This is a genomic window from Rheinheimera sp., assembly GCF_037442345.1.
Taxonomy (GTDB): Bacteria; Pseudomonadota; Gammaproteobacteria; order Enterobacterales; family Alteromonadaceae; genus Pararheinheimera.
In genome coordinates this window covers 22,395-46,757 of sequence record NZ_JBBIQL010000002.1, presented here as the reverse complement: position 1 = coordinate 46,757, position 24,363 = coordinate 22,395, and the positions used below count along the sequence as shown (strand labels likewise).

The window sequence follows — 24,363 nt, the reverse complement described above, 5'->3', positions numbered from 1 at the left end:
ATCAGCTCCTTGGTTGAAGGTGTTGCAGCAACCAAGGCATGAACGCCGGGCTGCCGCTCTGAGGTTCAAGTTCCGCCTGCACCGGCAGGTAAAACCAGTCGGCTTTGGCAAAAGTGCGGCATTTTACCGCATCTTTTTCGGTCATCAGCACAGGGCCGCTGACAGCAGCCAGACTGTCGGGGGTAAAGGCAAAATGATCGGGGAAAAAAGTTTTGGCTTTAACCGCAATGCCCATGGCCTGCACTGTCATGGCAAAGCGTTCTGGGTTGCCGATAGCGGCCACTAAAGTCACCGCCTGTTCCGTCCAGACGCCTGACGCGGTCAAAGGCACAGGGGTGGCCGGCTGCAGGCGCATCGCATAACAAGGCAAGTCAGCTGGCAGGCAGAGCTGAGATGGCCCGGTGGCGCTATTGATCACCACGGCATCAACAGTCTTCAGCCGTGCTGCAGCTTCACGCAAAGGCCCGGCTGGCAGCAGCAGGCCATTGCCCACGCCGCGCTGGCCATCCACCAGCACCAGCTCGATGTCGCGCTGCAGCCGGTAATGCTGCAGGCCATCATCGGAAATAATCAGGTCAAGCGGCTGTTGCGCCAACAAAAACTCGGCAGCAGCCACCCGGTCCGGGCAGACCACCACAGGGCAGCCGCTGCGCCTTGCCAGCAAATAAGGTTCATCGCCCACATCGGCAGGTGAATGCTCTGGCAGAACCCGCACAGGCGAGCTGATTTTTGCCCCATAACCGCGGCTGACAATGCCGACCTTCAGGCCGGCCTGTTGCAACTGCTGGCATAAATACAAAGTCATCGGCGTTTTACCTGTGCCACCCACACTGATATTGCCCACCACCAGTACAGGCACGGCCACCTGATGGCTTTTCAGCCAGCCCTGCTGATAGGCGACACGGCGCAGACAGCTGATCAGGCGGTATAACAGGCTGAGTGGCCACAACCACACAGTACCTCTATGTTCACCATACCAGCCGCGCTCAAACCAGTTCATCCGGCCTCACTGAACTGCATTTTATACAGCTGGGCGTAATAGCCATTTTGTGCCAGCAATTGCTGATGACTGCCACGTTCGACAATTTTGCCCTGGTCCATCACCAGAATTAAATCAGCCTGTTCGATAGTGGATAAACGGTGGGCTATCACCAGACTGGTGCGCCCTTTGAGCAGCTCATCCAGCGCCGCCTGAATTTTGCGCTCCGACTCCGTGTCCAGTGCAGAGGTCGCTTCATCCAAAATCAGCAGCGGTGCTTCGCGCAGCAGCGCGCGCGCTATCGCAATACGCTGACGCTGGCCGCCAGATAAGGTCACGCCATTTTCGCCAATGATGGTGTCCAGGCCATCCGGCAACTGGCTGGCAAATTCCAGCACATGGGCTTTTTCCGCCACCTGCTCCAGCTTTTCCCGGCTGAGGTTCCCCTGGTAGGCGTAAGCAATATTATTGGCAATGCTGTCATTAAACAGCACCACCTGTTGCGACACAGTCGCCATCTGTAAACGTAACGAATTCAGTGTGCAGTGCTGAATATTGACCCCGTCGAGCAGAATTTCGCCCTGTTCAATTTCATAGAAGCGCGGCAGCAAACTGGAAATGGTGGTTTTGCCACTGCCAGAGCGGCCAACCAAAGCAATGGTCTGGCCCGGCTCAGCGGTAAAACTGATGTTGCTCAGCACCTGACGGTTGTGGCCCGGGTAGCTGAAGCTGACGTTGTTGACCTGCAATAAGCCTTTGGCCTGCTGCAGCTCGACCGTGCCGTTGTCCTGTTCAGAAGGCTGATCGAGCACCAAAAACACATTGGCCGCTGCCGCCATACCACGCTGAAACTCGCTGTTGACTGTGGTCAGTTGCTTCAGCGGTTTGAGCAATAACATCATGGCTGCCAGAATTTCGGCAAAAATACCAGGCGTCAGGCTATCCAGCATCTGCGGAAAACTGGCGAGGTAAATCACAAAGGCCAGAGCAAAGGATGCAATCAGCTGGATCAGCGACACACTGATCGAACGCGCCGCTTCCATTTTCACGTCCAGCTGGCGGTTGCGGTTATTCACTTGAGCAAACTTCTGATTCTCCAGCGCTACAGCACCAAAGGAGCGAATCACTTTATGGCCGTTGAGCATTTGCTCTGACGCACTGGTGACATCGCCCATTGAGTTCTGAATACGGGAGCTGATCAGCCGGAATCGCTTAGACACCTGCGACACCACCACGGCGATCAGCGGGGCAATGATCAGAAAAATCAGCGACAACTGCCAGCTGTTCCAGAACATCAGCCCCAGACAGCCCAGTACAAAAACCCCTTCGTGGATCAGCACCACCAGCGCTTTGCTGGAGGTTTGTTTGATTTGCTCAGCATCGTAGGTAATTTTGGAGATCAGCTCGCCTGTGCTGTGTTTGTCATGGTAGCTAACCGGCAAGGTCATCATTTTGCCAAACAACTGCTGGCGCAAGTCTTTGACTATGTGAGTACCAGCCCAGGTCAGGCAATAGCTGGAAACAAAGTTAAACAGGCCCCGAAGCAAAAACATCAACACCACAAATACCGGTGCCCAGGCCAGATAATTTACGTCTTTCTGGGTAATGCCGCGGTCAATAAAATCACCAAACTGCGACATAAACAAAATATCCACACCGGCATAACCGGCCATGCCCACAATAGCCACCGCAAAAGCCGGACGGTAGGGCTTCAGGTAACTGAATAAACGTCGGGCGGTCGCACGCACATCAATTTGATTTTCTGACAAAATACGTTCCTTGCACAGAGTTCTGCGGCCATTCTACATGGTTCATTCAGCAGTTTCAGCAGTTATCCCCATTGAGGCATTTGTTGCTGGAGAATTGCGCAGCCACAGCGGCCAGAGGCGCTGCCGGTACGGCCAGATGTCGATCTGGCCTGCACTGTATCTGAGCTCAATAGCCCCCAGCTGTCCGGTATCCACTAAAGGAATTTGCAGCAACGCGAGGCGAGCGCGAACCGCCGGGTGCGGATGGACGTAATGATTCAAAGCACCGGCACTGTTCAGCGCCAGCAACGGCGACAGCTGTGTTAAAAACTCAAGGCCAGACGAACTGTTACTGCCGTGGTGCCCGAGCAGCAGCACATGGACTCGGCCTGGCTGCTGCGCCAGGTACTGCAGCTCCACGGCCTGGCCGCTGTCGCCTGTAGCCAGGAAACTCCAGCCATACCAGTCCAGCCGCAACCAGCAGGACCCGTCATTGCTGGCCGGGTCACGCTCTGCCCTGAAACTGTTCAGCCTGGCTTCGCCCCAGCGGGCAGGCAGCCCAAGGCAGGACTCTTGCGCTGGACCGGCCGGAAAATCGGCCATCAACGCGGCGTCCGGGTACGCCTGCAGCACTTGCTGATAATTCCCTGTATGGTCGGCATCCGCATGGCTCAGCACCAGATAGTCCAGCTGCTGGATCCCCTGGTAATGCAGGTAAGGCAGTACATAAGCTTCGGTGGCACTGAAGTCCCCATAACGGGGGCCGACGTCATACAGCAGGCCACGTCTTCCCTGTTGCACTAACAATGCAGTGCCTTGCCCCACATCCAGCAGATGCAGCGCGGTCTGGGGCTGAGCAAATCGCCCGGCCGACAAAGCGGGCATCAGCAGCACCAGAGCAAACGCCAGAGCCCGGCGACGCTGCCAGCCGAAACACAACAGCACCATCAGAACCAGCAGCGCCAACACAGAACTAACGGTCTGCGCCGGTAACAACCACCAATGTTCGGTACTGGCGGTAAAAAGTAACCAGTGCAATAACGGCTGCGTCAGCAGGTCGGCCAGCTGCCAGTGCCATAACCAGTGCGCTGGCCCCAGCAGGTCAATCAGCACCGCCAGAAATAACCAGGGGATCAGCAGCAACGAGCACCAGGGCACAAAGAGCAGATTTGACACCAAAGCCAAAGGGGCCACCCCATGAAAAAACAGCAGGGTGGGCACCGCCATCAATAATGTCATCCAGCATTGAAAACGCACCGCCCACCCGAGTTTGGCCGCTAAGTTGCCGCGAGGCAGCGGATAACGCCAGACCAGCAGCAGTAATAACGCGACTGCGGTCAGCGTCAGCCAAAAACTCAGACTCAGCACCCACAAGGGTTGCAGCAGCAATAACAAGCCACAAAGTCGCAGCCAGGCCTGGCTGGGGCTGAGCCGTCGACGCAGGGCCCACAGCAACACCCCCAGCGCCAGAGCGAGCACCGCCCTTAAGGTGGGAATCGCCAGGCCCGCCAGCACGCTGTAATAGCAGGCCGCAGCCAAAGCCAGCCAGGGGCCAAAGCGGCGCAGGCCCTGCCCCCCCGGAACCAGTGCAAGCCAGTTACTCAGCAACACCAGCCAGCCAAATAACAAGCCGATATGAAAACCAGAGATGGAAATCAGATGGCCCAGTGCACTGGCCTGCAGCCCCAGCCAGAGCTCAGAGCTGAAGGGCCGTTCGCCCAGCGTCAACGCCGTGATCAGCGCAAAACCCGGCCAGTCACCAAAACGCTGTTGCCAGCTGTTGTACAGCAACTGGCGCTGAGCCATGCCGGATTCGAGCAACAACGCCTGCCTGACCTGACAACTGGCCAGAATACCCAGCACATAGGCATTGGCTTCTACCGGAGCCGACCCGGGATTGGCCGGCGGCCGTACCCTTTTGCAGCGCAGCTGCAGCTGCCAGCGCTGCCCCTGCCCTAACAGTTCTGGTGCCTGGCTCCAGCCAAGGCGTACTGAATAGCCCTGATAAGGCGGTGTTTCCAGCTGAAACTGCAGCCGGCTGTAGTCCCGGCCCGGTTGCACCATACTGCTGATATGACCGCTCAGCCACACAGGCGCTGCCTGCAGCAGGTGCCGGCTGAGGTCTTGATGCTGTTGCACAGCACCGAGGGCACACACTGTACTGAGCAACAATCCGGCGAAAAACCAGTAACGCAGGCAACACAACAACGGCAGGCACAGCAATAACCAGACCCCGTTGAACGGCGGGATCTGCGGCCAGAACAACAGGCTGAGGCAGCCTGCGATCAGGCCGCAGCAAAAGGCATTCATGTGAATAAAAGGTAAACGGACAGATCCAGAGTATGGCGTCTGAAGCCGGTTTTGCAACCGGCATCAAGCCGCTCAGCGACAGCAACACAAAATGGTTAACTGCGGCCAAGCACCACGGCAGGCTGCACTTTGCTGGCCTGAAAAGCCGGATATAAAGTGGCCAGCAGGCTCAGCACTAAAGCCACGCCCACCGTCAGCAGCACCTGCGCCGGTTCAATTTGTGAGGGCACATAATCGACAAAATAAATGCTCGGGTCGAGCAGCTGAAACCCCGTCAGGGCAGTGACAGCACGGAACAAGGCTTCAATTTGCCAGGCCAGCAGCAAACCTATGGCAGCGCCCACCAGAGTACCAACCAGGCCATTCAGCCAGCCCAACCACATAAAGGCTTTCACCACAGCCCGGCGTGGCATGCCCATGGTCAGCAGAATGGCAATATCACTTTGTTTTTCCCGCACCGCCATCACCAGGGTGGCAACAATATTAAAACAGGCCACCGCCAGCACCAGCACCAGCACCAGGTACAAAATACTGCGCACCATCTGGATGTCGTTGTACAAATGCCCCTGGCTGATCACCCAATCGCGGATATAGACGTAATCTTTCAGCTGACTGCCGAGCTGCCGGGCCAGCCGGGGCGCAGCAAACACGTCCTGCACTTTAAAGGCCAGGCCCTGCACTGTGCCCTGAGGGTAGTTCAGCCAGCCGGCCAGCGCGTCCAGCTGTACCCAGCTTTGCTGGTAGTCCATCTGCCCCCCCATGCCGATAATGGCAGACACAGTCAGGCTGACATGTTTATGGCTGGCAAGCTGTCCGTCACGGCTTAACTGCGGCAACATCAGCTGCACTTCATCCCCGACCACCACCCCCAGCTCTGCCGCCACGCCTTGCCCCAACAGGATGTGATGCGCATCCAAAGTCTGCAACGAGCCGGCTTTGACAAAGCGCTTCAGTTCGCTGACCCTTTGTTCCTGCTCCAGTTCAATGCCCCGCAGACTGGCCGCTTTGACCTTGGCACCGCTGCGCAACAAGGTATTCGTTTTAATATATGGGGCCCCCGCTTCTACACCAGGTTGTGCGGCCAACAGCGGTAATTTGTCCTGCCAGCGCTGGATTGGTTGATCCACCGCATGCAGTTCGATATGGGGGATCACGGCCAGCAGTTGAGTACGCAGCGCCTGCTCAAAGCCATTCATTACCGACAAGGCCAGGATCAGAATCGCCACCCCCAGGCCAATACCTAAGGTGGACGAGGCGGCAATAAAACGGATAAAAGCATTGCTGTTACGGCTTTTGCGGTAACGCTGCGCCAGTTGCCAGGACAAACTAGCCATGGCTCGCCCCTAAACGGCCATCCTGCATCCAGTACTGTTTATCCAGCCGGGCGGCCAGGCTGCGGTCATGGGTCACCACAATAAAACTGGTGGACAGTTCCTGGTTTAACTGGCGCAGCAGCTGATAAATCTGCTCCGCAGTCTGATGATCCAGGTTGCCTGTCGGCTCATCGGCCAGCACCAGGGCCGGCTCACCAACTAAGGCCCGGGCAATGGCCACCCGCTGACGTTCACCGCCACTGAGTTCAGCCGGCCTGTGCTCCACCCGGTGCGACAACCCCACTTTCTCCAGCAAACGCAGGGCGCGTCGGCGGGCTTCAGACTCAGCCACTTTGCCAATCAGCAACGGCATCATCACGTTTTCCAGTGCGGTAAAGTCCATCAGCAGGTGGTGGAACTGGTAAATAAAGCCCAGATGCTGGTTACGCAGCCGGGCCTTGGCGTCTGCGCTCAGGCTGGCGACAGACTTGCCAAGCAAACTCAGTTCGCCCTGATCCGGCAAATCCAGCGTGCCCAGAATATGCAACAAGGTACTTTTGCCCGACCCGGAGCTGCCGACTATCGCCAGCATTTCACCGGCAGACACCGTCAAATCAATGCCATGCAGCACTTGGGTTTCCTGCTGGCCGTCCCGGTAACTTTTACTGAGGCCACGGGCCACTAACACTTTATTCATCTCGTAATACTTCCGCAGGTTGCACCCGTACCGCACGCCAGGCCGGGTAAATCACCGCCAGCGCTGTTAAGCCCAAAGCCGCCAGTACTATGGTCAAAATTTGCAGTGGCTGAATATCTGTAGGTAACACCACGCCGGCTATCACCTGCACTCCGAGCATTGACAATATCGGGTTCAGTTGCCAGGTCAACAGCACACCGGCCACAGCCCCGGCCAAGGTGCCAAGCACACCATTGTTCAGGCCCTGCACCGCAAAGACTAAAAACAACTGCCGGTCTGTCATGCCCTGAGTTTTGAGGATCGCCACTTCGCGTTGTTTTTCGGTCACCATCATCACCAGCGCCGACACAATATTAAAAGCCGCCACGGCAACGATCAGCAGCAACATCAGCCACATCATGGATTTTTCCATCGCCACTGCGGCAAAGAGTTTGCCGTGGCTGTCGCGCCAGTCGGTCACGGCACTGACGCCCGGCAACGCCGCTATTCTGGGCTCCAGCGCCGGAGCGTCAAAAGGCTCCTGCAAACTGAGCCGCCACTGGCTGCTTTGGATCTGTCCTGCACTGAGTTTCTTTAAATCAGGCAAATGCACCAGGGCCAGACTGTTATCCAGCTCTGAGCCTGTACTGAGCAGGCCAACCACAGTAAACAAACGCTGGCGTGGCATCCAGCCCATAGGGGTAAAACTGCCGCCCTGCGCCAGGATCAGCCGGATTTGCTGGCCAGGCCCCACGTTCAGCTGGTCGGCCAGCCCTACCCCCAGCATCACCGAATAAGGCCGGTCCGCCAGCTGTTGCCAGTCACCGGTAAGCAAAGAGCCGGCTAAAAAATCCGGAATGGCGGCAGGTTCAATGCCTTGCAGCAGCAGCGGCGTCAGCTCACCCGGGCTCTGCGCTAAGGCTTCCAGCTGCAAATGCGGGGTTACTTGCGTAATCTGGTGAAATTGTTCAGGCAGTCTGGCGGCCAGATCCGGCTGCTCAGTGCTGACCAACAAATGCGGGATCACGCCGAGAATTCGTTTTTTCAGGTCGGCTTCAAAGCCATTCATCACCGAACTGACCACAGTCAGCGCCAATACGCCGAGAAAAATACCGGTCACAGAAAATAAGGTGATAAAAGATAAGAAGCCCCGGCCACGCCGGCTTTGGCTGTAACGCAGGCCGATGCGGGCAAACAGCGGTAACAACAGGTTTTTCACAGCACCCCACTTTTTCACTGAGCCCCAGGTTCTGACAGAAGCTGCGGTGGGCCGGGCAAGAAATTGCTGCGATAATAGTGAGAATCCGTTAAGGTTACAAGCTTGCAACTTGAGGATCCCTATGCTGCAGCCAAGTTCTACTCAACGTCTTGAAGAATTTAACGATTATTTCCAGGTCGAGCAGACCGTTTCGGTCAATTTACAGCCTTTTCATGCCGACTTGCCGGATGAGGACGGCTTTTATCAGTTGCTGCCAGACGCCTTTAAAATGACCAGCGAATTGTCGGCGCTGAACAGTTCCAGCAGCAGAGCCTTAACGGCGATCAAAGACCTGCAACCCGAACTGCTCAGTTACCTGCAACTGCAAACCCGCAAAATTGACGCACTGATGCACTATGTGCTGCGCAATCAGGACGACGCCAGTCTGCGTTTTCGCACCTTCAGTTTTGGCGGTTCTGGCGTGCGGGTGCACCTGGATCAACCCGCTGAGGTCGGTCAGTTGTATGAACTGAAACTTTTTCTCGATCATAACGAGGGGGCCGTGTTTGCCCTGGCCGAACTGATTGACTGCGAAGCCGCTGAGCATGGGTATTTAGCCCGTCTGTTATTCCGCCGGATCCGTGAGGATGACCGCGACCTGGTGGTGCGGGCCAGCCTGCACGAACAAAGCCGGCAGCTCAAACGTAAAGCCGAAGCGCGTCAGGCACAGCAGTCTCAGCCGGACAGCTGATCCACCCTTTTGTGTTGTTAACGAACCTGAATGACCATGACTTATTTTCACTCTCTGCCTTTGCCTGCCGGTGCCAAGGATCTGAAACAATGGGGCCAGCTGCAAGGCGCCGCTTTGCCTTTTGCGCTGGCCGATTTAGTGCAACGCCAGCCGGGGTTGTACCTGGTGCTGGTGCCCGATACGCCGACCGCACTGCGGCTGGAACAGGAACTGCAGGTGTTTTTGCAGGACGAACTGCTGCAAAACCCAGCCTTGTTGCAGGTATTTCCGGACTGGGAAACCTTGCCTTACGATGTGTTTTCGCCGCATCAGGACATTATTTCGCAGCGTATTCAAACCCTGTACCGTTTGCCACAACTGAAAACCGGTCTGGTGCTGGTGCCGGTCAGCACCGCCATGTTGCGGCTGAACCAGCCGGACTGGCTGCAGCAGCACAGCCTGTGGCTGGAAAAAGGCCAGCGGCTGGATTTAACCTCCTTGCGCGCCCAACTGGCCGCCGTCGGCTACCGTGCTGTGGACCAGGTGATGGAGCATGGCGAATTTTCCGTGCGTGGCTCCTTGCTGGATTTATTTCCGATGGGCAGTTCGCAGCCTTACCGCATCGACTTTTTTGACGATGAAATTGACGGCATCCGCTTATTCGACCCGGACAATCAGCGCACAGTGCAGCAAGTCGACAAAGTGGCCTTGTTGCCGGCCCACGAATTCCCGCAGGATAAAGCCGCCATTGAGCGGTTTCGCATCCGGTACCGCGAGCGTTTTCCGGCCCGTAGCGAAAAAGAATCGCTTTATATGCAGGTCAGCCAGGGCCTGATGACGGCCGGTATTGAGTATTACCTGCCGCTCTTTGCCGAGCAGTGCAGCAGCCTGTTCGACTACCTGCCGGCCCATACTGAGCTGGTGCAGGTCGGCGATCTGGACGCCGCCACTGAACGTTTCAGCCAGGATTTGCAGCGCCGTTACGAGGACAAAGCCATTGACCTGCTGAAACCTCTGCTCAAACCGCTGGAACTGTATCTGGCCAGAGATGAATTTTTTGGCCGGATGAAACACTACCCCCGCCTGCGCCTGTCGCGCGCTGAACTGCCTCAGCGTCCAGGTCAGGCCAATGCGGCCGTGCTGACGCTGCCGGATCTGGCGGTTGACCATCAGCTGAAAAACCCATTGGAAAAACTGCAGCAGTTTGTGCTGAAGCTCAAACAGCAACAAGGCCGCGCCTTGTTTTTGGTGGAATCCGACGGCCGCCGCGAAAGCCTGTTGCAGCTGTTCAGCAAACAACAAATTCGGTTACAGCCATGCCAGAGTCTGACCGACTTTTTAACCGGAGACAGCGATCTCGCCATTGTGGTCGGTGCTTTGGAGCAAGGCTGCCTGTTCAGTGGCAAAGCCCCTTTGGCGCTGATCAGTGAAAACGAACTCTTTGGCCAGAAAGTGGCACAAAAACGCCGCCGCAAACGCAGCCAGCAGATCTCCAGCGACACCATTATCCGGAACCTGGCCGAACTGTCTGTGGGTCAGCCCGTGGTGCATCTGCAACATGGGGTGGGCCGTTACCAGGGCCTGCAGGTGCTGGACGCTGGCGGTATCAGTGCCGAATTTGTCACCATCGAATACGCCGGTGGCAGCAAGTTGTATGTGCCAGTGTCGTCTTTGCACCTGATCAGCCGCTACACCGGCGCCGATCAGGAGCAGGCACCGCTGAATAAACTCGGGACGGATCAGTGGGAAAAAGCCCGCCGAAAAGCGGCCGAAAAAGTACGGGACGTGGCGGCCGAATTGTTGGATGTGTACGCCAAACGTGCCGCCCAGACAGGTTATGGTTTCCGGCTTGATGCCAGCCAATACGAGGTGTTTGCCGACGGTTTCCCTTATGAAGAAACTGTCGATCAGCTGGACGCCATCAGCCATGTGCTGGCCGATATGCAAGCCGCACGCGCCATGGACCGGCTGGTCTGCGGCGATGTGGGTTTTGGTAAAACCGAAGTGGCGATGCGCGCCGCTTTTGTCGCCGTCAACGACAATAAACAAGTGGCGGTTTTAGTGCCCACCACCCTGCTGGCGCAGCAGCACTATGAAAATTTCCGCGACCGTTTTGCCAACTGGCCGGTGCGGGTGGAAGTGCTGTCACGTTTTGTCAGTACCAAAGAGCAAAACGCCATTCTGGCCGATTTGGCGGCTGGCAAAGTGGATATTCTGATTGGCACCCATAAATTGTTGCAGGACGATATCCGTTTCAGCGATTTGGGCCTGTTGATTGTCGACGAAGAACACCGCTTTGGGGTGCGGCAAAAAGACAAAATCAAAGCGCTGCGCGCCAATATCGACATTCTGACGCTGACGGCCACCCCTATTCCGCGCACGCTGAATATGTCGCTGTCCGGTATGCGTGATTTGTCCATTATCGCCACCCCACCGGCCAAACGGCTGGCGGTGAAAACCTTTGTCCGCGAGTTTGAAACCGGCCTGGTGCGCGAAGCCGTGCTGCGGGAAATCAGCCGCGGTGGTCAGGTGTATTTCCTGCACAATGACGTGGCCAGCATTGAAAAAATGGCGGCCGATTTAACCGAACTGTTGCCAGAGGCGCTGATTGGCATTGCGCACGGCCAGATGCGCGAACGGGAACTGGAACAGGTGATGGCCGATTTTTACCATCAGCGTTTTAACCTGCTGCTCTGCTCCACCATTATCGAAACCGGTATCGACGTGCCGACCGCCAACACCATTATTATCAACAGGGCCGACAATTTTGGCCTGGCGCAGCTGCACCAGTTGCGTGGCCGTGTGGGTCGTTCGCACCACCAGGCTTATGCCTATTTGCTGACGCCGCCCCCGAAACGTCTGAGCAAAGATGCGGAAAAACGGTTGGACGCCATTTCGGCACTGGAAGACTTAGGGGCAGGTTTTGCCCTGGCCACCCATGATCTGGAAATTCGTGGCGCCGGTGAGCTGCTGGGCGATGAACAAAGTGGTCAGATTGAATCTGTCGGGTTCAGCCTCTATATGGAAATGCTGGAACAGGCGGTGGACGCGTTAAAACAAGGTAAAGAACCCAGTCTGGACGCACTGCTGCAACAACAGACCGAACTGGACCTGAAACTGCCGGCGCTGTTGCCCAACGACTATATTCCGGATGTGAATCTGCGCCTGTCCTTTTACAAACGTCTGGCCAGCTGCAAAGACAGCCTGGAGCTGGATGATGTGCAGGTCGAACTGATTGACCGTTTTGGCTTATTGCCGGACGCAGCAAAAAATCTGGTGAAAATCACTGAGTTAAAACTGCAGGCTGCGGCTATTGGCGTCAAACGACTGGAAGCCAACCCCAAAGGGGGTGTGCTAGAATTCGGCGAACGCACCAGTGTGAACCCGTCTTTTATTATTCAGCTTATTCAGACTCAATCCAAAGTCTTTAAGCTGGAAGGCGGTAATAAGCTGAAATTTATCAAAGAATTAACTAACGCCGACAGCAGATTTTCTTTTGTCAGTCAGCTGCTGTCCGAGCTGCATGCGCATCAAACAGGAGTGTCATGAAACGTCGGTTATTGCTGGTTCTGGCCAGCCTGGTCAGTGCACCCTCAGCCCTGGCCAACTGGTATGAAATTGAGATGCTGGTGTTCAGCCGCCAGCCGGACGCAGGCCTGAAAGAACAGTTTAAAGCGCCAGAGCGGCCTTTGGTGCCGGGCAAGGCGCTGGACTTAATTGCCCCTTTGTACCAGCCCAGAGTGGCGGATCTGATCCGGGCTATCCCGGCCTGTGTCGCGGCAACATCAGGCAATGCCATCAGCACCGAAGGGGCTCAGGCCAGCCTGCCGCCCATTTCAGCCGAACAGCTGCAGGCTCTGCAACAGTTGTTATCACCAGCGCCAGCACAGCCTGCTGTGCCAGAACCTGCAGTGGATAACCCGGCACCGCAGATGCCGGTGGCTGAAGCCGCTGTGTCGGCTGAGCAGTTTAACCCACAAAATTGCCAGATGGAGCAATGGACAAACGAAGGTCAGTTACTGAGCCGGCCACTGAACAGCAGCGAGCTTGGCTTGCAATTGCCAGCCCCTGCGCAAATCCCGGCGGAGATTGCGGGCACAGGCAGCCATCAGGACAGCCCTTACCTGCTGAGCCAGGAGCAATTCAGCTTAAAGGATCTGGCCTGGCAGCTGAAACAGGACGCCAGCAAACAACTGCTGCTGCATACCGCCTGGCGCCAGCCTCTGAGCAGCAGCCGTCAACGCAGCCACTGGTATGCCGGTCAGTTTTACGCCCCGGCCTCTGCAGAAACCAGCGCCACTGAAGCGCCACAACTGATGCAGCAGGTGCAACAGCAGTTACAGGCGCTGGAGCAGGGCCAAAGCGCAATGCAGCAATGGCATAGCCCCTGGCAGCTGGACAGTCTGATCAGTTTCAGGGCTGGCCGTTTTATTCTGTTTGACGGCAGCTTTTACTTGCGCCAAGCTAGTGACGCACTGCCGGCTCAGGTCGAAATTAAACAACAGGCGCGGTTAACCTTAGGTCAGCTGAATTACCTGGATCACCCACGTTTGGGGGTAATTATTCAGGTGAAACGTTATGATCCAGCCACTGCAGTGGCAACAAACTGACGCAATAACACAAGGAATCTGTTATGAAAAATCTACTTCTGGCGCTGGCTGTTGTGTTGGCAGCCACAGCCTGCAGTAAGTTAACTCAGGACAATTACAACAAAGTCAAAGCCGGTATGAGTTACGACGAAGTGTCGGCCATTCTGGGTAAAGCTGACCATTGTGAAGAAGCCATTGGCACCAAAAACTGCCGTTGGGGTGACGAGAAGAAAAACATCAAAATCGCCTTTATTGCTGACCGCGCCACCATCTTCGCGAACGAAGGTATCCAATAACAGCGTGCAGGCGGGCCAGTCCCGCCAGAGCCACTGTGTGTAGTTCATGAGTCCCCCACTACTGAGAGATTACCAGCAACAGGCGGTGCAGGCCGTCTTGGTGCATTTTCGCCGTAACGCAGAGCCGGCCCTGTTGGTTTTGCCCACTGGGGCCGGTAAAAGTCTGGTGATTGCCGAGCTGGCCCGGCTTGCGAAGGGCCGTGTGCTGGTGCTTGCCCATGTCAAAGAATTGGTCGAGCAAAACCATGCCAAATTCTGTCATTATGGGCTGGAGGCCGCGATTTATTCCGCCAGCCTGAACCGCAAAGAAACAGCCAGCAAAGTGGTGTTTGCATCCATTCAGTCGGTCAGCCGCAATTTGCAGGACTTCACAGAGCAGTACAGTTTAGTGGTCATCGATGAGTGCCACCGCGTCAGTGACGATGACAACAGCAGCTACCTGAAAGTGATCCGTGCTTTGCAGCAACAAAACCCACAGCTGCGGGTGCTGGGTTTAACTGCGACCCCATACCGGCTTGGCAGTGGCTGGATTTATCAGTACCACACCAGAGGCATGGTGCGCACCACGGACCCACGTTTTTTTAAATACTGCATTTTTGATTTGCCTATTCGCCACTTGCTGACAGAAGGGTACCTGACTCCGGCGGTGCTGCTGGATGCTCCAGTGCTTTGTTACGACTTTCAGGGACTGACCCCGGGCAGCTCAGGTTATTTTAAAGAGCAGGATCTGGATTTGCGCATTTCGCAACAACAGCGTGCGACACCACAAATTATTGCTCAGGTCATGCAACAGGCACAAAAACGCCGCGGTGTGATGGTGTTTGCGGCCACCACCCGTCATGCACAGGAAATTCAGTCCTATTTGCCGGCCGGGCAAAGTGCACTCATTCTGGGGTCTACTCCACAGGCTGAGCGCGATCTGCTGCTGCAGCAATTTAAACAACAACAGCTGAAGTACCTGGTCAATGTGGCGGTGCTGACCACAGGTTTTGATGCCCCCCATGTTGACCTGATCGCAATTTTACGCCCGACAGAATCCGTCACCTTGTATCAACAAATCGTTGGCAGGGGTCTGAGGCTAAGCCCGGGGAAACAAGACTGTCTGGTGCTGGATTACGCTGGCAACCGTTTTGATCTGGAGCAACCGGATATAGGCGAACTCAGACCCGATCCTGCAGCAGAGCTGGTGACCGTACCCTGCCCGCTTTGTGGCTTTTTTAACAGCTTCTGGGGAAAAACCGATGAACGCGGCATTGTCCTTGAACATTATGGCCGTCGCTGTCAGGGTTATCAGCCCGGTGAACAGGGTGAACCAGAAGTCTGTGGGTATCGCTTTAAATGCAAATTTTGTCCGGACTGTGGTGGCGAAAATGATAGTGCTGCCCGCCAGTGCGCTGACTGTGGCCTGGTACTGGTGGACCCGGACAAAAAACTGAAAGAAGCCCTGGCGTTAAAAGACGCATTGGTACTCTATGTGGCTCGGATGCAACTCAGCAGTCATCAAAAAGATAACAAAATCAGCCTGAAAGTCAGCTACTTGTCCGCTGATGGCACTGAACTGACTGAGTTCTGGCCCTTGCAGACAAAAACACAAAAACAAAAATTTCTGCAACAGTTCGTCCCCGCTCATCTGACCGACAGACACAGGCCCTTTAACGCCAGCACAGTGACCGCAGTACTGAAAGAGCAACACCGGCTGGCACCGCCTGCGGCACTGATTGCGCGCAAAGAAGGCCGTTTCTGGCGTATTCGCGACAAACTATTCCAACTGACCCAACCAGCACCTGAAATTGATAGAAACTGAAAAAAATTTAACCTGCCCTCTGGGCAAAGCCCCCGGATTTCGCCCATAATCAGCCAGTACACCAAAAAATAAAGCTATTGCAAGATATTCAAATCACACCAGTTTTTGCTTATAGGGTTGCAGGTTATGTCAAACGAAAACGCCTTACTCAGTTTACTCATTGAAAAAATACAAAATGACACGCTGGTTTTGCCCAGCCTGCCGGAAATTGCTTTACGTATTCGCAAAATGGCCGAAGATCCTCAGGTGAATCTGAACCAGATGGCCGATATTATTTCGCATGACCCGGCCATGTCAGCCCGTATGATGAAAATCGCCAACAGTGCCTTTTTAGGCCGCTCTGTGCATGTGAATTCCTTGCATCAGGCCGTGACCCGCATTGGCCTGCGGTACATCAAAAACATTGTCACCGCCATGGCGGTTGAACAGCTGTTTGTGTCGCATTCCAGTCTGATCAAGGGACTGATGGGTAAAGTCTGGCATGACACACTGGAAGTGGCGGCTACCGCTTTGGCGGCCATGCAGCTGTACAACAGCAACCTGAAAAGCAGCCCGGTGAATTTCGATACCATGACACTGGCGGGTTTAATTCACAATATTGGCGCTTTGCCTATTCTGACCGAAGCCGAAAAACACCTGGATCAGTTTGGTGACAAAGCTTTTATTGAGCACTGCATTGAAGATCTGGCCAGCAATATTGGCGGCAGCATTTTGCGCAAATGGGAATTTCCGGAAGAGCTGGTGGCCGTTGCTGAAAAATGGAATAACCAGCAGCCCAGTGACAAAGTCTGTTACATCGACTTTATTCGTATCGCTGCCATTCAGAAAGGCTACTGCAAAGACAAAACCGAGCCGCGGATTGCCTTAAAACCTTATGTTGAACGTGGCCTGATCACAGGTGTCGACTTCCACCGCTCTCCAGAGTTTGTCGCGTCCTATCATGATATGAAGCAGCTGTTTGTCTGAGCGAAAGGGTCAGAGCCAAGGCTCTGACCCTGACTTTGTCAGTTAAACAGCCGTTGGTGCAAGTCTTTCACCACTTTGGCGGCCTGCTCTTCCTGCACTAAGAAACACAGGTTATGACGAGACGCACCATGGCAAATCAGCCGCATGTTAATTTTTTCCAGCGCGCTGAATAAATCCCCAGTGACCCCTTTGCTGCTGTGCAGCTGATTGCCAATCACCGCCACCAGACTCAGGCCCTGCTCGACCGTGACTTCACAGAAACTACGCAGTTCAGTCAGTGCAGGCTCCATATTCTGATTAAAAGCGCTGCCTGGCGTTTCATCCAGTGTCAGTGCCACCGAGATTTCGGAGGTCGTCACTAAATCCACCGAGATCTGATGACGGCTTAAAATATCAAAGACCCGGGCCAGGAAACCTGCCGCATGCAGCATTTCCGGACTTTTTACCGTGATCAGCGTCTGGGACTTTCGCAGCGCAATGGCACGGTAAGCTGGTTTGTGTTCAACCTGCCTGGCAATCCAGGTGCCACCGGCTTCCGGTTCCCGGCTGGAGCCGACAAAGACGCGGATATTGCGGCGCATTGCCGGAATTAAGGTCGCCGGATGCAACACCTTGGCACCAAAGGTCGCCATTTCTGCCGCTTCATCAAAGCTGATTTCCGGAATACAACGGGCTTCGCTGGTCAGGCGTGGATCGGTAGTGAATATCCCTACTACGTCTGTCCAGATTTGCACAATATCGGCCTGCAGCGCTTCGCCCAGCAAAGCCGCGCTGTAATCCGAGCCGCCGCGCCCCAACGTCGTGGTTTGACCCGTCACATCGGCGCCAATAAAACCTTGGGTTACAATCAGCTGGTCGGCCAGCAGCGGTTTTAAATGCACCTCTGCCAAAGCGGCAATTTCTTTGATTTGTGGTTCGCCTTTGCCAAACCGGCTGTCGGTACGCAGTACCCGGCGCACATCAAAAGCAGAGGCTTTGGTGCCGCGTTCACGCAGCACCTGAGCGAATAACACCGAACTTAACCGCTCCCCAAAGGACTGGATCAGATCTTTATGCGCGCCGCTGTACACAGCACCGCCGGTTTCAATCAGGTTGCGAAGGTCTGCCAGCAAGGTTTCAATTTCTGCCGCCACGGCGTGCGGCTGCTGCAGTTTCTCCAGCACAGCCAGGGTAATTTTTTCGATGCCTGCATAAGCGTCAAAACGGGCCACCACTTCGGTCTGGCGGGTAATATCCACCAGCAGGTTGGTCACACCTGAGCTGGCGCTGACCACAACCAAACGAATAGCCGGGTTCGCCAGCACAATATCGGCACAACGCGACATAGCCGGAAAATCAGCCACAGAAGTTCCGCCAAATTTGGCAACAATCAGTGAATTGGACATTGAGTCTCTCCTTATTCAAATTCATAAGGCAGAGCAATGGCATTTGCATGGAGAACAACGCGCAGCAACAGGCAGAAAGCTGTGGCGGCCGGAATACACCAACAAAGGCCAGAAGCTCTCCACCCTAACTACAGGTGACAGTCGTAAGGATTCAGCCTTAACAACCGGAAACACTGGTGCTACCCCGGTGCCCCCTCGGCGTTAATCCCCCTCAGTGACCCTGCGGCTTGTAGCAGCCTGAGATCACCTACCTGGTTAACGCTCCTCTTCTGGTCTATCAGATTCGATGGACGGCCGAGACTTTAACCCAACTGACTGGGAAAAAGCAACAGCCGTATAGCCGTCTTTTTAACCAAGCACTGTGGTACCGACCAGGTAGACCCCAACATAACCCAGGCTGTAACAGGCCAGCAGATAACCGGCCATGCGGAAATAGGTCAGGAAAGTCAGCTCTTTTACCTTACTCATCGCAATAATACCTGCGGCCGAACCGATAATCAGAATGGAGCCACCTACACCTGTGGCGTAGGTTAACATCAGCCACTGGGCTGGTGACATTTCGACACCGGATTTCAGCAACGCCGCCGTTAGTGGGACGTTGTCAATCAAGGCAGACGTCATGCCCATCAGGTAATTGGCCTGGGTTGGGTCCAGGTACTGGTACAACTGCGGAATGGCGTTTAGCACACCAATTTCTTTTAAAATGCCGACCAGCAGCAACACGCCCAGGAAAAACAGCAGGGTGTCAAACTCCACTTCACGAATGTAATTCAGAATGCTGATTCCTGGCTTTTTGCGCAGCAGATACTGGGCGGCCAGGAACATAATGCCAAGGCCAAACAGAAAGGTCAGCACAGGCGGGATCTGGAACAGAATGTTAAACACCAGCGTAAATGCGATAGTGGCGGCAAAAATGCAGGCAATCACAATGTCGGGTTTTTCCAGCTTCTTCGGGGACTTCTCCAGCACGATGCGGCCTTTCATCTTGCGTGACAGCAGTATCGCCAGCACGGCGACCGCAAAGAGTGACGGCAACACCAGCAACAATAAATGTGGGATCGTGACTTTACCGGCGAGGAAAATCATCAGGGTGGTCACGTCACCGGTGATCAGCGACACGCCGCCACTGTTCACGGCAAAAATAATCAGGGTGGCGTATTGAATACGCTTTTTCATTTCCAGTTTGATGGAACTGATGACCGCAATAGACACCAGGGTCGCCGTGACGTTGTCGGCAAATGAAGAAAATACGAAGGCAAAAATGGCGATCAGAAACATCAGCCGGCGTTCGGACAGCTCAGCCGGTAAAATGCGCTGAACCAGCTGGGAAATAAAACCCTTGCTGTTCAGATAAGCGACAAAAGTCATAGTTGACATCAAAAAAAGCCACAAGGTGGCTATTTCTAATAAGTTATGGTTCAGCTGCTCAGATATTTCGGCACTTGTGCTGCCGTGCATGGGAAAAATAAAGGCGAGGATCCAACACAGAGTACCGAAAAAAAGTGTCGTTTTTGCCTTGTTTACGTGGATAATATCCTCTATAACGATCAGGATAAAGGCGATGGCCACCAAACCTAAAATTACAGCGCTTAACATGATAAGTACCAGCTTTGTTTCTGAAGGGAAGGAAATTGCGCGCGCATTTTCTAACAGCCCGCTTACAAAGTCACTACCACTTAAGTCGCAAAATGAACTTTTTATGAAAGAAAGGACCCATGATAGCGCCGCGTAAACTGATCCGCTGTCTGGATGAGCACTGGACTCTGATTGAATGGCTGGTCGAACGCAGTCAGCACAGCAGTTTCAGTGTGCAGGATGTGCAACATCTGATCCAAAAAGCCAACCCCAACTTCAGCAGCGAACAAGTGTTTAAAGAAACCCAACGCTTGTTGCAACTGGAAATTCTGATCCCGCTGGCGAAATCCAGCCAACTTGAGCTGAGCAGCACCATACTGGAGTTTGCCCAGCATTTATTGCATGAAGAGCAATTGGGCCTGGCCACTGACATTGAAAGCCGGGTGCTGGAACTGAACCGCTTATCGGCACGGATGGCACAAGCGGCCAGTCAACGCGACAGCCGCGAATTACGCCGTTTTATCCGGGCTATGGATGATCGGGTGCGGGAAGTGCTGAAGCAGTTTTCCCAGAATGAACAGGCCATTTTGTCGTTGGTCGAGCGGGCCAAAGCGGACGAGAGCAAACTCAGCCTGGCACGCCGTTATGCGGCGGTGATGGACGCTTTTGATGATTACATTGAGCCTGTGTTGGTGCTGGTCGATATTAACGGCCCGTTCCAGCAAAGTATCAGTGCCATTGAACTGCAACTGACTGAACAAATCCAGCAGATTGAAATCACCGGGGTGATGCAGCAGGACAAAGAAAGCCTGTTGCAACTGCGTACCCGCTTGCTGGAAATGAATCAGGTGGGCCGGGAAAGCTTAAGCCGCTGTGCGGACCTTTTGATGCCACTGCGGGATGAACTGCGCCGCAATACCCTGCTCTCACGCAACGCCAGCTTTTTATTGGGCCAGATGCGTAAAAAAGGCATTGACGTCACCCTGGATCCCTTGGTGCCTGGCTTGCGTTCGGACGCACAAAAATTCTCCTTGGGTTCTGCCAATCAAATCACCAGCTATATGGCTGAACTGTGCCAGTACCAGCACGATGCGTATGAAGTGCCGGATGCCGTTGACTCGGCCCCTGCCGGCCTGATGCAGGTACCGGAAGTGAAAGAGGTGCTGCGTAAAGCCAGGAGCATCCAGCAATTGCCGGATTTAAGCCGTTGGCTGGCCGACAGCTACCCACAATTGCCGGTCGACGAATTACTCTTTTTGTATCAGGAACTGTCCCGTGCCGACAGCCTGAAGCTGGAACATCAGCAGGATGCCAGCCAACTGGAGGTGCAGGGTTACCGCCTGACCCTGCACCCCTTTCGCAGCAGCCCTGAAGGACATTAACGATGCAACTGGATTTAGAATTGCTCAGCCAACTGGCTGAGGTGCATAAAAAATTAGGCTCCGGCTACCATATCAGCGAGCAGGATTTTGCGCTGTGGCAGGAGCTAGATCAGCAGGAAGAAGCGTACACAGCGCTGTTTTCTGCGTTAGGCCACAGCTTAAAACGTGACGGCCGCGGCTTTTTCTATTTTGAAGTGGATGACGCTACCGCCAGCATGGGCAAAATTTCCCGGCTGTTTGCATTGGCCTTGTATGCGCTGGTGGAGTTTTACGCCGACAAAGGCCAGGACCCGCTGCGTGGGCTGTTCGAGCAGGAAGTCAGCTCCGAAGTCTGGGGCCAGTTACTGCAACAGCATTACCATTTATTCGAACAGCTGGAAATTTTTTCGGTGACTGATATCAAACGTGAAATTGCCAACCGGATGCTGCGTTATGGGCTGGCCCGCACCAGTGGCGACAATATCAAGCTGTTGCCCCCTGTTTACCGTTATTTAGATGCTTTAATGGATGTGGAACACAGCGCTGTGGCCACTGAGGAGAGCGCTGATGTCTGACATCAAACCAGAGCTGTATGGTTTAACCAAACTGGCGCTGCTGAATACCGCAGGCTACGCCAAATGTGTGATCCCGCTGGATGATTCATCCTCCATCTGCGCGCCGAACAATACGGGTAAAAGTTCGGTGATAAACGCACTGCAGTTCCCGCTGATTAACGACTTGCGCCTGACTGAATGGGACGGCCACGACCTGGATGAAACCCGCAAATTCTATTTCGGTACCGACCAGAGTTACATCCTGCTGGAAGCCAGCCTGCCCGATGGCCCTGTGGTCATTGGTGTAGCGGGCCGCGGTAAAATTGCCGGTTATGCTTTTCAGTACTTTTGTTACAAAGGCAAACTGGACCTGGCGCATTACCTGGACGGCAAAAGCTATGTACGCTACAGCAAGCTGGACCACCATTTACGCGCTTTGGGTTTTGACCCGATAGAACTGAAACAGTCTGAACTGAACGCCATGCTGACCGGCGGAGCCACCCCATACGACAGCCGGATTAACCTGCGTATGATCCCGCTGGCCAATGTCAGTGACGCACCTGTGTATAAAGACATTTTCCGCCGTATTCTGAACCTGCACCGCTTAACGGCCCAGGATGTCAAACGCTTGTTGTTGCCCGTGTTTGCCCGCCATCTGGGCGACCCTAAGGTCGATTTTTACCAGGTCTGGCACAATGCCTTTGAAAAGATCAATAAAGACAGGCGGGAACTGAAGGCGCTGGAAAATCAGCAGGAAGCCGTCACCGCGCTGGAAAGCCTGCTGGATAACCGCTCGGTGCTCAAAGGCCGTTTAGCCACTTATGCTCCCAAGCTGGATGTCGCTCTGACTGAATTCCATGGTTATGCCGAAGATCAACAACTGCAACTGAATGAACAGCTGCAGTTGCTGCATGGCGAAAAGACCCAGCTGGAAGAGCGTCAGCGGCTTTACGTCAGCCAAATCAAAGACTTGTCTGGCCGCCGTTTACAGCTCAGTCAGTGGTACCAGGATTACGATCAGCTGCACCAACGCTTTGGCTTGACCAATCAGGCTACGCTGGACAGCAACCTGAAAAATATCCGCCAGAGTTATGAGCAATTGAGCCACAGCCTGCAAGGCGCATCACAGGTCAATGCCACCACGCTGGCGCACCAGAAAAGCCAGAGCCAAAAGCAATTGCAGAGCCTGAAACTGCAGCTGAAAAACCTGGAGTACAACCTGTATTCCAGGCTGCGTGAAGATTTGAGCCTGCCCGAGGTGCAACAGCTGAGCCGGGTGCTGAACCCCGACTTGCTGTCACTGTCGACGGCAGCCGGTGGTGATATTGAAATTACCGACGAAGACGCCTTTTCGTCGCAACTCGAAGCGCTGGCCGATTGCTTCAAACAAGGCAAACTGCATCTGGCCGGTGCTGTGATTGACCTGTCGCACCTGCAACCGGTCGAACAAAACAGCCTGGAAAATAAAATTCAGCTCAAAGAGCAGATTGAAGCGCTGCAACAAACCTTGCAGACACTGGAGCAACAGCTGGCGGTGGCCGGCGATTTAGCCGGCAAAACCCGCGAAAAAGACCGCTTGTACCAGGACATGCTGCAAGCCGAAGAAGACTTAAAGAAATTCGCCCGTTACCAGCACATGCAGCAGATTGCCGACGAGCAGCAGGCCATGCTGGACCAATTGGAGCAGGAAGAAGAATTACTGCAAACCCAACTGGCGGAAGTGCAGCACAAGGCGTCCACCCTGTCTGACCGGCGCAATCTGGTGTCGAACAAACAGGAGCAGCTGAAACGTCAGCTGGAACGCATTGAACAGGAGAAAAAAGAGCGGATTGATTTCCAGCTGGACTTTTACTCCGGCAAAATCACACCTTACCCTATTGAAGTGGTGCTGGATTTTGACAATCTGGCCGATGTGCTGCGCGACTTTAACCGCCAGTGCCATGAGCTGAAGCTGATTGACGTCAATATCAAAAACACTTACCTGTATATTTTTAATGCAGGTATTACCAAGTTTGAAGTCGAGACCGACGAAGAGCTGAAGTACCAGCGGTTGATCAGTGCGTATCACCATCTGGATAAAGAGCGTGAAGCCATTGAACGCCGTGCCCGGGTCGCCCTGACCGAAGTCGCGGCCACCTTAAAAGGCTTGCGGGATGACTTAAACCGGTTGCACCGTGAGATGAACAGCTTTAACCGCGGCATCTGGCGCCATCAGATCTCCAACCTGCAGGATTTCAAAATTGAAATTGTCGACCGCAGTGTGCTGGTCGGTCATATCGATACCATTCTGACCACCTCGGAGACCTATCAGCAAGGCGATACGCTGGATTTATTGGCACCGGGTGCAACGAGCTCCGAGCGCGATATTCAGTCAGCCAAGGATTACCTGATCCAGGCCGCCAGCGAAAAAGGAGGCCTGACACTGTCAGACCTGTTTGATATCCGCTTTAAAGTGATTAACCGCGCAGGCGAAGTGGAATTTTTCGACAAAATTGATTCGGCCGGGTCGAACGGCACCCGCATCACCATCAAACTGCTGTGTGGTATGTTGTTTATCCGCCAGTTGCTGGCCGAACGGGAACGCGGCAAATACCGCATTCCAATTTATATCGACGAAGCGGCTGACATCGACCCACACAACCAGCAGGCACTGATTGAAACGGCGCTGAACTTTGGTTTTGTGCCTATTTTTGCATCGGTCAAACCCCAAACCTCCTGCCGCTACATTGTGCCTATCCGCACTGTGGCTGGTGGCGCGCAAAACTGGGTGGATGAAAAAGACTGGATTTTATGTGAAAAGATAGCCACGACCCCAGTAGCTGCGGACCCCGGCGTCGCAGAAGTCGCTGAGCCGGTTTAACCGGGCGGCAGCATAAAAA

The 24,363-nt window shown here is 54.5% G+C and carries 17 protein-coding genes and 1 riboswitch; of the genes, 9 read left to right on the top strand and 8 right to left on the bottom strand.

The genetic code is table 11. The features are described from left to right. Nucleotide 1 precedes the first annotated feature (1 nt). From lpxK to WKJ04_RS01265, 6 genes are read right to left on the bottom strand one after another with little or no spacing between them, the layout of a single operon-like run. Nucleotides 2-1,000, bottom strand: a complete 999-nt coding sequence (lpxK, locus tag WKJ04_RS01290) for a tetraacyldisaccharide 4'-kinase (protein WP_337878765.1) — start codon at nucleotides 998-1,000, stop codon at nucleotides 2-4. After that, the gene (msbA, locus tag WKJ04_RS01285) at nucleotides 997-2,748 is read right to left on the bottom strand and encodes a lipid A export permease/ATP-binding protein MsbA (RefSeq protein WP_337878764.1); all 1,752 of its coding nucleotides are present in this window, start codon (nucleotides 2,746-2,748) and stop codon (nucleotides 997-999) included. The genes lpxK and msbA overlap by 4 nt, the downstream gene beginning before the upstream one ends. Before the next feature lie 42 nt (nucleotides 2,749-2,790). Then, nucleotides 2,791-5,094, bottom strand: a complete 2,304-nt coding sequence (locus WKJ04_RS01280; protein ID WP_337878763.1) for a DNA internalization-related competence protein ComEC/Rec2 — start codon at nucleotides 5,092-5,094, stop codon at nucleotides 2,791-2,793. A 38-nt stretch (nucleotides 5,095-5,132) separates the two neighbouring features. Then, nucleotides 5,133-6,371 carry a lipoprotein-releasing ABC transporter permease subunit gene (locus WKJ04_RS01275; protein WP_337878762.1) on the bottom strand — a complete coding sequence of 413 codons (1,239 nt, stop codon included), beginning with the start codon at nucleotides 6,369-6,371 and terminating at the stop codon, nucleotides 5,133-5,135. Continuing rightward, entirely contained in the window at nucleotides 6,364-7,047 is a 684-nt protein-coding gene (lolD, locus tag WKJ04_RS01270; RefSeq protein ID WP_337878761.1) for a lipoprotein-releasing ABC transporter ATP-binding protein LolD, read from the bottom strand. Before lolD ends, WKJ04_RS01275 begins: the two co-directional genes overlap by 8 nt. Next, nucleotides 7,040-8,263, bottom strand: coding sequence for a lipoprotein-releasing ABC transporter permease subunit (locus tag WKJ04_RS01265; RefSeq protein WP_337878760.1), 1,224 nt, complete (start codon nucleotides 8,261-8,263; stop codon nucleotides 7,040-7,042). Before WKJ04_RS01265 ends, lolD begins: the two co-directional genes overlap by 8 nt. Before the next feature lie 103 nt (nucleotides 8,264-8,366). On the opposite strand from WKJ04_RS01265, the gene WKJ04_RS01260 reads away from it, so the two are divergent. The 6 genes from WKJ04_RS01260 to WKJ04_RS01235 all read left to right on the top strand — a co-directional run bounded on the left by WKJ04_RS01260 (nucleotide 8,367) and on the right by WKJ04_RS01235 (nucleotide 16,609). Next, nucleotides 8,367-8,975 (top strand): PilZ domain-containing protein, encoded by a 609-nt coding sequence (locus WKJ04_RS01260; RefSeq protein ID WP_337878759.1) that lies wholly within the window; start codon nucleotides 8,367-8,369, stop codon nucleotides 8,973-8,975. A gap of 30 nt (nucleotides 8,976-9,005) precedes the next feature. Next, nucleotides 9,006-12,503 (top strand): transcription-repair coupling factor, encoded by a 3,498-nt coding sequence (gene mfd, locus WKJ04_RS01255; RefSeq protein WP_337878758.1) that lies wholly within the window; start codon nucleotides 9,006-9,008, stop codon nucleotides 12,501-12,503. Then, entirely contained in the window at nucleotides 12,500-13,564 is a 1,065-nt protein-coding gene (locus WKJ04_RS01250; protein WP_337878757.1) for a CsiV family protein, read from the top strand. The genes mfd and WKJ04_RS01250 overlap by 4 nt, the downstream gene beginning before the upstream one ends. A gap of 23 nt (nucleotides 13,565-13,587) precedes the next feature. Then, a complete protein-coding gene (locus WKJ04_RS01245; protein WP_337878756.1) occupies nucleotides 13,588-13,839 on the top strand; it encodes a DUF3862 domain-containing protein in 252 nt (83 codons plus the stop codon). A gap of 46 nt (nucleotides 13,840-13,885) precedes the next feature. After that, nucleotides 13,886-15,643 (top strand): DEAD/DEAH box helicase, encoded by a 1,758-nt coding sequence (locus WKJ04_RS01240; protein WP_337878755.1) that lies wholly within the window; start codon nucleotides 13,886-13,888, stop codon nucleotides 15,641-15,643. Nucleotides 15,644-15,769: 126 nt separating this feature from the next. Then, the gene (locus WKJ04_RS01235; RefSeq protein WP_337878754.1) at nucleotides 15,770-16,609 is read left to right on the top strand and encodes an HDOD domain-containing protein; all 840 of its coding nucleotides are present in this window, start codon (nucleotides 15,770-15,772) and stop codon (nucleotides 16,607-16,609) included. A 38-nt stretch (nucleotides 16,610-16,647) separates the two neighbouring features. On the opposite strand, the gene lysC is transcribed toward WKJ04_RS01235, so the two are convergent. Together lysC and nhaD are read right to left on the bottom strand one after the other, a co-directional pair. After that, nucleotides 16,648-17,994 (bottom strand): lysine-sensitive aspartokinase 3, encoded by a 1,347-nt coding sequence (lysC, locus tag WKJ04_RS01230; protein WP_337878753.1) that lies wholly within the window; start codon nucleotides 17,992-17,994, stop codon nucleotides 16,648-16,650. A 104-nt stretch (nucleotides 17,995-18,098) separates the two neighbouring features. Next, nucleotides 18,099-18,271, bottom strand: a riboswitch (Lysine riboswitch). A gap of 71 nt (nucleotides 18,272-18,342) precedes the next feature. Then, complete coding sequence (gene nhaD / locus WKJ04_RS01225) at nucleotides 18,343-19,590, bottom strand: sodium:proton antiporter NhaD (protein WP_337878752.1); 1,248 nt, start codon at nucleotides 19,588-19,590, stop codon at nucleotides 18,343-18,345. 119 nt (nucleotides 19,591-19,709) lie between these two features. Between nhaD and WKJ04_RS01220 the strand changes: the two genes are divergently transcribed. From WKJ04_RS01220 to WKJ04_RS01210, 3 genes are read left to right on the top strand one after another with little or no spacing between them, the layout of a single operon-like run. Then, complete coding sequence (locus WKJ04_RS01220) at nucleotides 19,710-20,951, top strand: hypothetical protein (protein ID WP_337878751.1); 1,242 nt, start codon at nucleotides 19,710-19,712, stop codon at nucleotides 20,949-20,951. 2 nt (nucleotides 20,952-20,953) lie between these two features. Further along, nucleotides 20,954-21,505, top strand: a complete 552-nt coding sequence (locus tag WKJ04_RS01215; protein WP_337878750.1) for a hypothetical protein — start codon at nucleotides 20,954-20,956, stop codon at nucleotides 21,503-21,505. Then, nucleotides 21,498-24,344 (top strand): ATPase, encoded by a 2,847-nt coding sequence (locus WKJ04_RS01210; RefSeq protein ID WP_337878749.1) that lies wholly within the window; start codon nucleotides 21,498-21,500, stop codon nucleotides 24,342-24,344. Before WKJ04_RS01215 ends, WKJ04_RS01210 begins: the two co-directional genes overlap by 8 nt. Nucleotides 24,345-24,363: the final 19 nt, after the last annotated feature.

Coding starts and splice junctions, on each gene's coding strand:
- lpxK (WP_337878765.1), bottom strand. CDS start 1,000: ATGAACTGGTTTGAGCGCGGCTGGTATGGTGAACATAGAGGTACTGTG.
- WKJ04_RS01275 (WP_337878762.1), bottom strand. CDS start 6,371: ATGGCTAGTTTGTCCTGGCAACTGGCGCAGCGTTACCGCAAAAGCCGT.
- lolD (WP_337878761.1), bottom strand. CDS start 7,047: ATGAATAAAGTGTTAGTGGCCCGTGGCCTCAGTAAAAGTTACCGGGAC.
- WKJ04_RS01260 (WP_337878759.1), top strand. CDS start 8,367: ATGCTGCAGCCAAGTTCTACTCAACGTCTTGAAGAATTTAACGATTAT.
- mfd (WP_337878758.1), top strand. CDS start 9,006: ATGACCATGACTTATTTTCACTCTCTGCCTTTGCCTGCCGGTGCCAAG.
- WKJ04_RS01250 (WP_337878757.1), top strand. CDS start 12,500: ATGAAACGTCGGTTATTGCTGGTTCTGGCCAGCCTGGTCAGTGCACCC.
- WKJ04_RS01245 (WP_337878756.1), top strand. CDS start 13,588: ATGAAAAATCTACTTCTGGCGCTGGCTGTTGTGTTGGCAGCCACAGCC.
- WKJ04_RS01240 (WP_337878755.1), top strand. CDS start 13,886: ATGAGTCCCCCACTACTGAGAGATTACCAGCAACAGGCGGTGCAGGCC.
- WKJ04_RS01235 (WP_337878754.1), top strand. CDS start 15,770: ATGTCAAACGAAAACGCCTTACTCAGTTTACTCATTGAAAAAATACAA.
- lysC (WP_337878753.1), bottom strand. CDS start 17,994: ATGTCCAATTCACTGATTGTTGCCAAATTTGGCGGAACTTCTGTGGCT.
- nhaD (WP_337878752.1), bottom strand. CDS start 19,590: ATGTTAAGCGCTGTAATTTTAGGTTTGGTGGCCATCGCCTTTATCCTG.
- WKJ04_RS01220 (WP_337878751.1), top strand. CDS start 19,710: ATGATAGCGCCGCGTAAACTGATCCGCTGTCTGGATGAGCACTGGACT.
- WKJ04_RS01215 (WP_337878750.1), top strand. CDS start 20,954: ATGCAACTGGATTTAGAATTGCTCAGCCAACTGGCTGAGGTGCATAAA.
- WKJ04_RS01210 (WP_337878749.1), top strand. CDS start 21,498: ATGTCTGACATCAAACCAGAGCTGTATGGTTTAACCAAACTGGCGCTG.